A 9,981-nucleotide genomic window follows, 5' to 3' on the forward strand; every position below is an offset into this window, starting at 1 on the left:
CGCCTGCTCTCCGCCGCCGCGACCACGGCCGCGCCCCCGGCGTGCCGCGGCAGCCGCGCCGTGTCGTCGAGGTCGTCCACCGTGCAGGCGTCGCCCAGCCGATAGCGGGTGGCGGCCGTGCGCACCGCACTCTCGAGACCCGCGCGATGCCGGGCGGAGTCGGGACCGACGGCGATGGCCCAGTACTTCGTATGCACCACGAGTGCCCGCGCGGGGATCACCTCGTGCACCTCGGCGAGGGCGGCGACGACGTCGTCGGGTGAGAGGAGGTCGACCGAACGGCCGAGGTACTCCTGCAATTCGTCCTCGTTCATGCCGTAGACGTCGATGCGGTCGAGCAGGCGTGCGCGCACGGGCGACGACAGCTCGCGCTTGTAGAACCCGGCGTCCTCGTAGTACACGAGCGCGTCGGCGGGGAGGGACCGCATCGCCGCGGTGAGCTCGTCGAGACGACGCTCGAGCAGGGCGGCATCCTGCATCGTGTTGAAGCCCGAGACGAGGAAGGCATCGGCCCCCGCCAGCGCCTCGCCGAGGTCGGCGGCGATCGCCATCTCGCGGTTGGGAGCGTCGTTGGCGAAGATGAGGCGGTTGGATGCCGGGGCGGTCACCGTGGCATCCATCAGCTCGACGGTCGCGGCCTCGGGGTACTGCACGATGAGGTGCGGATCGAGGGTGTCCCGCGTCGCCGACGACACGATGCGCATCGATGCCGGGAGGAGGCGCCGCACGTTGTCGTCGATGCTCACGAGGTGCTGCACCGTGGGTACGCCGATGCGGTCGAGGGCGATTCCCGCGCGCACGCCCGTGCCGCCGAGGGTGATCTCTACGTCGAAGTGCGCGGCGAAGCGTTCGACGATGTCGCTGGAGAGGACGAAGCGCTCGCCTCCCCCGCCGGTGGCGAGGAAGGCGAGCACCGTCACGACGAGCGCGCGCTCGTCGATGATCGGCGTCGTGGTGGTCAGCTCGTCGAGACGGATGCCGTGACTGCGGGCGAGTGCCGAGAGCACATCGGCATCCCATCCGATCTCGTAGTCGACGGTGCCGCCGAGTCCGAGGACGAGGTCTCCCACCATGGTGCCGGTCTCCGATCTCTCAGTACAGGTCGGCCTTGCCGGCGGCGCCGAACAGGTCGATCTTCTCCGCCGCGGTGACCTTCATCGCGGCGATGCACTCGGGCTGGATGGCGTTGGGCTCGCGGAGACGCCGGTCGGTGCCCAGCACCTCGCGCATGCGGTCGTGGTAGGCCACCTTGATGTCGCTGGAGATGTTGATCTTGTTGATGCCGAGCGACACGGCGCGCGAGAGCTCGGCGTCCGGGTTGCTGGATCCGCCGTGCAGCACGAGGGGGATGCCGACGGCGGCCTTGATCTGCTCGAGCAGGTCGTGGCGCAGCTCGGGGTTCTTCTCGGCCGGGTAGAGGCCGTGCGAGGTGCCGATCGCGATGGCGAGACTGTCGACGCCGGTCTGCTCGACGAAGCGCACCGCGTCATCCACGTTCGTGTAGATGATCTCGGCGGCACCCGACTCGCCGTAGCTGTCGTTCGCGCCGATGGTTCCGAGCTCGCCCTCGACCTGCACGCCGACCGCGTGCGCGGCCTCGACGACCTTGCGGGTCAGCGCGACGTTCTGCTCGAACGGCTCGAGCGAGGCGTCGATCATGACCGAGGTGAAGCCGGCCTTGATCGCCGTGATGATCTGGTCGTAGGTTCCGCCGTGGTCCCAGTGGATGGCGACGGGCACGCTGGAGCGGTGCGCGCGGGCGTGCATCGCGGGGATCAGGTCGGTGGTGATGTGCGAGACCTCGTCGGGGTGGATGGCGATGATGACCGGAGCGGACTTCTCTTCGCTGATGTCCATGATCCCGGTGAACATCGCCCAGTCGCTGATGTTGAACGCCGGGATGGCGAAGCTGTGGGCGTTGGCCACGTCGAGGATGGACTTGCCGGTGTAGAGCACGGAGATTCTCCTTGTTGGGTGGGGTCGGGTGGCTTAGCTCTTCACCGAGCCGGCTGTGAGGCCGCTGATGAAGAAACGCTGGAAGAAGAGGAAGAGCAGCAGCACCGGGATCGAGCCGAGGATGCTCATCGCCATGATCTGGTTCCACTCGTACGAGTGCTGCCCCATGAGCAACTGGATGCCGATCGGCACGGTGCGCATGTCGATGGTGCGCGTGAGGGTCAGCGCGAAGAGGAACTCGTTCCACGCGATCATGAACGTGTAGATGCCGACCGACACGATCCCGGGGATCGAGATCGGCACGAGCACTCGCCAGAGGGCGGTGAAGGAGCCTGCACCGTCGACGCGGACGGCCTCGTCGAGCTCCTTGGGCAGAGTGTTGAAGTACCCCGTCATCATGATGATCGCGTAGGGCAGCGTGAACACCATGTAGGTGAAGATGAGGCCCGGGTAGGTGTTGTAGAGCCCGAGCCCGACCATCAGGCCGAAGTACGGGATCAGCAGGGTGATCGGCGGCACGGCCTGAACGCTCACGATGATGACGTTGACGATGCGCTTTCCACGGAACTCGAACCGGCTGAAGGCGTATGCGGCCTGGATCGCGACGAGCAGCGTCAGGATCGTGACCGCTCCCGCCACCACGTAGCTGTTGATGAAGAAGCGCACGGTCTCGGGGTTGGTGAAGATCGAGACGTAGGCGTCGAACGAGAAGGTCTCGGTGACCAGCCGCGGGGGAAGCTCGAAGATCTGCGTGTTCGACTTGAACGAGCTCGACAGCATCCAGAGCACGGGGCCGGCGGCGAAGACCGCGCCGAGGACGAGGCCGAGGAAGACGCCTGTCTGGGCGACGCGGCGCCGCGTGGCGGTGCGGGTGGGGCGCTGACGCGCGGGACTGGTGGCGCGCTGACGCGCGGGGGTGGTCAGGACCATGTCAGTCCCTCGCCTTCTGCTGGCGGACGTAGAGCACCGCGATGATCATCGACAACGCCAGGACCAGCACCGCCGAGGTGGAGGCCATCGAGAAGTCGTACTTCGCGAATGCGAGCTTGTAGGTGTAGGTGCTGAGCATCTCGGTGACGTCGATGGGACCGCCGCCCGTGGTCAGCCAGATGAGGGCGAACTGCTGTGACGTCCAGATGAGGTCGAGCAGCACGAGGCTGACGATGATCGGCCGGAGCTGCGGGATGGTGACGTTCCAGAAGCGCTGCGCCGGGCTGGCGCCGTCGACGGTCGCCGCCTCGTACAGGTCGCTCGGGATGCCCTGGAGACCCGCGAGCAGGCTCACCATGAAGAAGGGGTATCCGGCCCAGATGTTGATGAAGGTCACGGCGCCGAGCGCCAGCGCCGGAGAGGCGAGCCACTCGATGTCAGTGTTGAGCAGGAAGTTCACGATGCCGTTCGGGGCGAGCAGCATGCGCCACAGCACCGCGATCACCGCGACGGTGAACAGCCACGGGAGCACGTAGAGGCCGCGGAAGATCGCCCGGGGGATCGCGCCGATCCGCCGGCTGTTCAGAAGCATTGCGAACGTCAATCCCAGCACGAGGTGGGCGGCGACGCTCGTGAGCGTGAAGAAGAGGGTGTTGCCGGTCGCCTTCCAGAAGCCCGGGTCGGTGAGGATCGCGACGTAGTTGGCGACGCCCACGACCTCGGGGCTCTTGTTCAGGATGACGTTGTCCTGGAACGAGTAGCCCGTCACCATCACGATCGGGACGATCATGAGGACGAGCAGAAGAATGAGGGTCGGGGAGAGGAACGCGTAGGCCTCGCCCGCCTTACGGAGCTGGCGGGTGCGGCGCGAGAGCGGTCGTCCGGTGACGATCACCTCGGTGTCGGGGGGTGTGAGGGTGCGCATGGTCATGGTGTGCGGCTTTCGATGAGCGGGATGCCGCACCGCGGGGGGCGATGCGGCATCCCGGATCAGCGTCGGATCAGAACTCCGACGTCCATTCGTCCTGCGTCTTGGTGAGCGCGTCGCTCATCGACTGCTGACCGTCCAGCGCCGACTGGAATTGCGTGCCGAACTGGCGCATGAGCTCCTCGGCGACGGGCAGACCCGTGAACTCGTTCGCGGGGTATCCGTCCTTGTAGATCTCGAACGCCGTCTGGAACAGCTCGTCGTCCTCGACGAAGGTCGGCACACTCTCGGTGTTGCCCGGGAACGCCTTGGCCATCGTCGACAGCTCGCTGTTGACGTCGGTGCCCATGAGGAACTGCACCAGCTTGAAGGCGGCATCCTTGTGCTCGGAGTTCTCTGCGACGCCGATGCCCCACGAGGCGTAGGGGATGCCGCGTTCACCCGAGAAGCCGTCCTCGGCAGGGATGGCCGAGATGGAGAAGGTCAGATCGGGGTTGGACTCGCGGATGAGGTTGATGTGCGCGAGCGAGTCGATCATCATGCCCACGCGGCCGTTGGTGAACTCCTCGACCTTGTCCTGCTCCTTCATCGTGAAGGACCCGGGAGCGATGACCCCATCCGCCCAGAGCTGCTGGATGTAGTCGGTCGCGTCCGAGACGGCGGAGTTCGTCAGGTCGGGCTGGCCGTCCTTCAGCATGGAACCGCCGGATGCCCAGACCCACGACATGACGTCGTTCTGCACGCCGTTGGGCGCCTCGAGCGAGAGGGGGAGCACCCATCCCGACACGTCGCCGCCGAGAGCCGCGATCTTCTTGGCGGCGTCCGCGAACTCGGTGCGGGTCGAGGGCGGAGCCGTGACACCCGCCTGCGCCAGCAGGCCGTCGTTCGTGAACATCGGGTAGACGAAGTTGACGACCGGGATCATGTAAGTGCTGTCGTCGACCTTGATCTGGCTGGCGAGCTGGCTGTCGTCGTACCCCGCCTCGCTCATGAGCTGCGTGAGGTCGGCGATCACGCCCTGCTTCGCGAAGTCGCTCACCCAGGCGCCGTCGAGACCGACGACATCGGGCATGGTGCCGGAGGCCGCGCCCGCGAAGAGCTGCTCCTTGGTCGAGGCGTACGGGCCGCTGACCAGATCGACCTTGATGCCGGGGTTCTCCTGCTCGAACTGGTCCATGAGACCGCGGAACTCGCCGTCACCGAGCTCGGGCTCCCACCACTGGGCGAACTCGATCGTGACGTCTCCTCCACCGTCGGCGGTTCCGGTGCTGTTCGACGAGCACCCCGCCATCGCCAGGAGGGTCGTGGCCGCTGCTGCGACACCGACGAGCTTGATGGCGTTCCGACGCCGGCGCCCGCTGTTGTCCATCGTTTCTCCTCGTTGAGATCTGCACTGTTTCGCGCTCTTCTGCGCGTTCTTGCTGCTTTAAGCATGAGTATGCGCTCTTCTGCCGGAGCGGTCAAGCGCCCGATGCAGATTCGTGACTATTCCGGCACGACCACGCGCCATAGGCAGCAGAAACCGTTCCTTATTTGCTGTTACGTGCTGTTTTCCCCGAAATTCACGCGGATCGCGTGCTGCTCTGTGCTAGAGATGACGGCATGGATGCAGCCACAGCCACGACGAAGCGCCGACTGCCGGCAGGGCGCAAAGCGGAACTCGCCGCCTACGTGGCCGAATCCGGCCAGGTCACCGTCGTCGATCTCGCCTCGCACTTCGGAGTCTCGATCGACACCGTGCGCCGAGATCTCGACCAGCTCGACCGCGAGGGTATCGTCGTGCGCACCCACGGCGGAGCGGTGAGCGCGATGTCGGTGCCCGGCCGCGACCGGGGTCTCGACGTCCGTCTGCAGATGCAGATATCGGAGAAGGAGCGCATCGCCGCGCTCGCCGTCGAGCTCATCGAAGACGGCTCCGTCCTCATGCTCAACGCGGGCACGACGACGCTCGCCGTCGCCCGGGCGCTGCGCAATCACCGCAACCTGACGATCGCGACGAACAACCTGCGCATCCCCGCGGAGATCTCGCCCAGCGTCTTCCGCGACCTCTTCATCTTCGGCGGCGCCGTCCGCACCATCACGCAGGCCACGACCGGCCCGGTCACCCTCGCGATGACCTCGAACACCACCGAGGTCGACATCCGCTGCGACTACGCGCTCATCGCCGTCGGCGCGGTCGACGCCTCGGGGTACTCCACGAGCAACCTCGGCGACGCCACGATGATGAGCGAGATGATCGAGCGCGCCGATCGCACCGTGATCCTCGCCGACTCGAGCAAGCTGGACCGCCGCCTGTTCGCCCAGGTGACGCCACTCGAGAAGGCCGACTACCTCGTCACCGACGCCCCACCGTCCCCCGACCTCGCGGCAGCGCTGGCGGAGGCGGGGGTGACGGTGCTCACGCCGTAGATCCCGCGTCGACCCCACTGGAGAGACTGCTTTCTCGCCCGTCGTGCGGGACATGGGCGGAGGGACCTCACCCGACATGTGAACCGAGTCCGGCCGATCTCCCAGGCTCAGCGTCGGGAGATCGTACTATGCCCGGGGCAGGGGCGGATGCCGTGGACACGGTCGTGGCGTTCTCTAGGGCGGGGCGTGTGTGACCGCGTCGACGCCCTAAGTGGCCGCACGATTGATTCAGGCTTTAATTACATCGTTGTATCTTCAAGTAGATCGCGATTTGCTTGACTATCAGCGCGATGAAGTCAACTGTGCTTGAAAGGGAGCCATGGACCGCTCACGCTTCGCGACGAGTCCGATCGGCGCGCTTCTTCCGATCACGGGAACGGACGGAAGGGGAGAGCGCTACGAGCACGTTGCCTTCGCCGCACACCCGCTCAGCGCTCCACCGACGCTGAGCACGGCCACCTGGAACCGCGTGGCGCGGGCCAACCGAGCACTCGGCCGCCTGCAGCAGGGTTCGCTGCTCGTGATCAACCCGGGCCTGCTTCGCCAACCGACCCTCCGCAGAGAGGCGCAGAGCACGTCAGCGCTGGAGGGTACGTATGCGCCTCTGGAGGACGTTCTCGCCGCCGACGTCATGCAGGGGAGCGAACGCTCCGCTGCCCTCAACGAGGTACTCAACTATGTAAGCGCAGCGGAAAACGGCTTCCGATGGGTACAGCAGCAACGCGCTGTGACGGTCGGGTTGCTCTGCGATCTTCACCGCACACTCGTTCAGGGGACGTCCGCCGACACTGACGAGGCCGGTCGGATCAGACGGATCCAGGTGGTTATCGGCAGCCGCGGCGGCCGCGTAACCGACGCTCGTTTCATCCCTATGCCCGGCGGCGCACAGCTTGAATCCGGGGTGCAAGACCTCATGACGTGGATGCAGAGCGCCGACGACGCCATCGACCCCATTGTCGCAGCCGCGTTGACCCACTATCAGTTCGAGACCTTGCACCCCTTCAATGACGGCAATGGCCGTATCGGGCGCTTGCTGATCGTTCTGCAGTTGGTCGGCCTCGGCGTGCTGTCCGAAGGGCTCTTAAGTGTGTCCCCCTGGTTCGAGAAGCGGAGGGAGGCCTACCAGGATCTCCTAGCCCAGGTCAGCTCGACGGGGAGATGGGACGAATGGGTCGCCTTCTTCGCGGAGGGCATCGAGGCTTCTGCCGTCGACTCGGCCGAGCGAATCCGCCTGCTCCTCGAACTCCAGACGAGTTACCACGAGCGACTCCGGGCTGCCGGCGCAAGGGGCGCAGTCCGGGATATCGCAGATCTCTTGATCGGTCGTCCATTCGTCAACATTCCCAACCTGAGAGACGCGACAGGGCTCACGTACCAGGCGGTCAGCAACGCTGTGAGGAAGCTCACGGAGCTCGGCATCCTGGAGCAGCGGGCGGTACCCGGCGTGATGGCATTCCGAGCTCGCGAGGTCGTCGACATCATCTCGGCTCCGAGCGCGGCCTGATAGCACCGGAACGGACGCCGCCGGACGAAGTGGAGGGGATCGACTCCCAGCCGTGAAGAGCATGGCGCGGAGCGCTTGACACCATCAGTCCGCTGGAGGACAAGGCGGCGACGTGAAGACTGACCCGGCCCCGATCCGACGACGTGTCGTCGGGTCGGAGCCGGTCAGTTCGCGGTCACTCCGTGATCAGGTACAGCGCACGGAAGGTGTGCCAGTTGTGCAACGAGGCACGGATCTTCGTCACCGGCCGACTCGGAGTGACGAATCGCGGCGTCGTGGTGTAGCCGATCCCATCCAGTCCCGTCTTGCCCCAGGCGGCCACGCGTCCGTCGTCGAGCAGCGCGTAGGCGGCTCCGATGGAACCGGCGATCTCCTTGACTCCGCTGAGGTTCGCGACCTGACCGGGGTAGTGACGGTCGTTCGTCGTGCCGTCGCCGAGCTGGCCGGCCAGGTTCGAGCCCCAGGTCCAGACCGTCCCGTCGTTCTTCAGAGCCATTCCGTTGTAGCTCAGCCAGTCGTCGCCGTTGCACCCCGACAACTGCTTCACGTCCGTGAGGGCGCTGATCTGCAGGGGTGTCGTGGAGAAGTCGGTCGTTCCGTCACAGAGCTGCCCGTTCTGGTTGCTCCCCCACGCCCACACGGTGCCGTCGCCCTTCAACATCAGCCCGCCATCCATTCCCGATGCCATCTGAACCACGTTGGTCATTCCCGGGATCGGCTGCGGCGTTCCGCGCGTGACGTACGTTCCGTCGCCCGTGCGGCCTCCGGTTCCCCAGGCCCACGCCTGACCATCGGCCGTGAGGGCGAACACCGCGCGCGATACGGTGCTGGCGATCTTCACGACGCCGGAGATACCGTCGACCCTCATCGGCGTGGGCCAGTTCGAGGACCACTTCGAAGAGTCGGCCTGCCCGAGCTGGCCCTCGAGACCCCCACCCCAGGCGTAGACGTCACCGGAGCGCGTCAGAGCGACGCAGCCCTCGAGCGTGGTCGTGACGTCGACGATGTCGGAGAGACCCGGCACGATGTCCCAGACGTATCTGTTGGTGAAGGTTCCATCGCCGAGAGCACCCGTGAAGTTTCCGCCCGTCGTCCAGACCGTCCCGTCCTGGAGCAGCGCGATCGCCCACGCGCCCGATGAGCTGAGGTCGACGACGGGCGACGGGAATACGGGAGAGGTCTGGCGAGGCACCCATTCGGTCGTTCCGCTGGTACCGACACCGAGAATGCCGAAGTAGTTGCTCGCCGCGACGATCAAATTGGCTCCCAACACGGTGACCGAATCGGACGCCTCGCTCGCATCGTCCGCAACGGTGATGCGGACGGAGTCGCCGGGCATGGTCCACGCGTCGGGGGTGACCGTGGTCGCGAACTCGCCGTTCGCATTTGTCGAGCCGCTCGCTGCACCCACAACGGCGCCCCGCGTCGCCGCCAGGGTGAGTGCAACGCCGGCCACGGGCACGTGTGCGCAGTTCGATGCCTTCGCCGTCACAGCGGACGCCGAACCGGCCGTCACCGTGGCATCGGCGACATCGACGGACAGGACGGCCTGGCCGGTAATGAGGTAGAGGCCATGGAAGCCGAACTTGTTGTGCTGCGAGGCGCGGATCTTCGCCACGGGGCGTGCCGGCGTGACATAGCCGGGGGTGGAGGTCGTGCCGATGCCGTTCAGGAACGTCTCCCCCCACGCGGCGACCCGATTGTCCGACAGGAGCGCGAATCCCGACGTGATGGAACCGGTGATCTGGGTCGCCGTACTGATGTTCAGAACCTGCACCGGAGTGTTCCGGTCGACGTTGGTGCCGTCACCGAGTTGACCGAGGTTGTTCTCCCCCCACGCCCAGACCGTCCCGTCGGACTTCAACGCGTAGCCACTGCCGAAGCCGAAGTCCGACCCCGGACCTCCCGAGACCTGCGTCACACCGGTGAGCCCCGGGATCTGCCCCGGCGTCGCCCGCGCACTCGTGGTCCCGTCGCACAACTGACCCTTGTCGTTGTTTCCCCACGCCCAGACGGTGCCGTCGTTCTTCAACGCCAGGCCACCGCCTCCGAATCCGGAAGCAAGCTGCACCACGCCGCTGAGTCCCGCGATAATCGCGGCAGACCCGCGCGGGTTACCGTCGCCGTCACCGCGCTGGAAGAACGCCCCGGCACCCCACGACTTCACCGTTCCGTCCGACATGAGTGCGAACACCGCGCGCAGCGAGGTCGAGGCCAGTTGCGTGGCCCCGGGCAGCGACTTCACCTTCTGAGG

Annotated in this window: 8 protein-coding genes; 2 read left to right on the top strand and 6 right to left on the bottom strand. The window is 66.2% G+C overall.

Translation table 11 applies throughout. The annotated features are described in order from the left end of the window. The 5 genes from RWP81_RS10200 to RWP81_RS10220 form a co-directional block, all read right to left on the bottom strand. Positions 1-1,073 (bottom strand): ADP-dependent glucokinase/phosphofructokinase (locus RWP81_RS10200; RefSeq protein WP_314455721.1); only part of this gene is annotated, 1,073 nt, incomplete at its 3' end. Between the two features lie 19 nt (positions 1,074-1,092). After that, a complete protein-coding gene (locus RWP81_RS10205) occupies positions 1,093-1,956 on the bottom strand; it encodes a ketose-bisphosphate aldolase (protein ID WP_285137750.1) in 864 nt (287 codons plus the stop codon). Positions 1,957-1,989: 33 nt separating this feature from the next. Further along, a complete protein-coding gene (locus RWP81_RS10210) occupies positions 1,990-2,886 on the bottom strand; it encodes a carbohydrate ABC transporter permease (RefSeq protein ID WP_314455725.1) in 897 nt (298 codons plus the stop codon). A 1-nt stretch (position 2,887) separates the two neighbouring features. Next, positions 2,888-3,817, bottom strand: coding sequence for a sugar ABC transporter permease (locus tag RWP81_RS10215; protein WP_314455728.1), 930 nt, complete (start codon positions 3,815-3,817; stop codon positions 2,888-2,890). Positions 3,818-3,887: 70 nt separating this feature from the next. Beyond that, a complete protein-coding gene (locus RWP81_RS10220; RefSeq protein ID WP_314455731.1) occupies positions 3,888-5,183 on the bottom strand; it encodes a sugar ABC transporter substrate-binding protein in 1,296 nt (431 codons plus the stop codon). A gap of 233 nt (positions 5,184-5,416) precedes the next feature. Here RWP81_RS10220 and RWP81_RS10225 point away from each other — a divergent pair, with 233 nt between their 5' ends. Then, the gene (locus RWP81_RS10225; protein ID WP_314455734.1) at positions 5,417-6,223 is read left to right on the top strand and encodes a DeoR/GlpR family DNA-binding transcription regulator; all 807 of its coding nucleotides are present in this window, start codon (positions 5,417-5,419) and stop codon (positions 6,221-6,223) included. 319 nt (positions 6,224-6,542) lie between these two features. Next, entirely contained in the window at positions 6,543-7,727 is a 1,185-nt protein-coding gene (locus RWP81_RS10230) for a Fic/DOC family N-terminal domain-containing protein (RefSeq protein WP_314455737.1), read from the top strand. Positions 7,728-7,902: 175 nt separating this feature from the next. Here the strand turns inward: RWP81_RS10230 and RWP81_RS10235 are convergent. Then, positions 7,903-9,981, bottom strand: a 2,079-nt coding sequence (locus tag RWP81_RS10235; protein ID WP_399540584.1) for an RCC1 domain-containing protein, incomplete at its 5' end; no start/stop codon positions are given.

This window comes from uncultured Microbacterium sp., assembly GCF_963521695.1.
GTDB lineage: Bacteria > Actinomycetota > Actinomycetes > Actinomycetales > Microbacteriaceae > Microbacterium.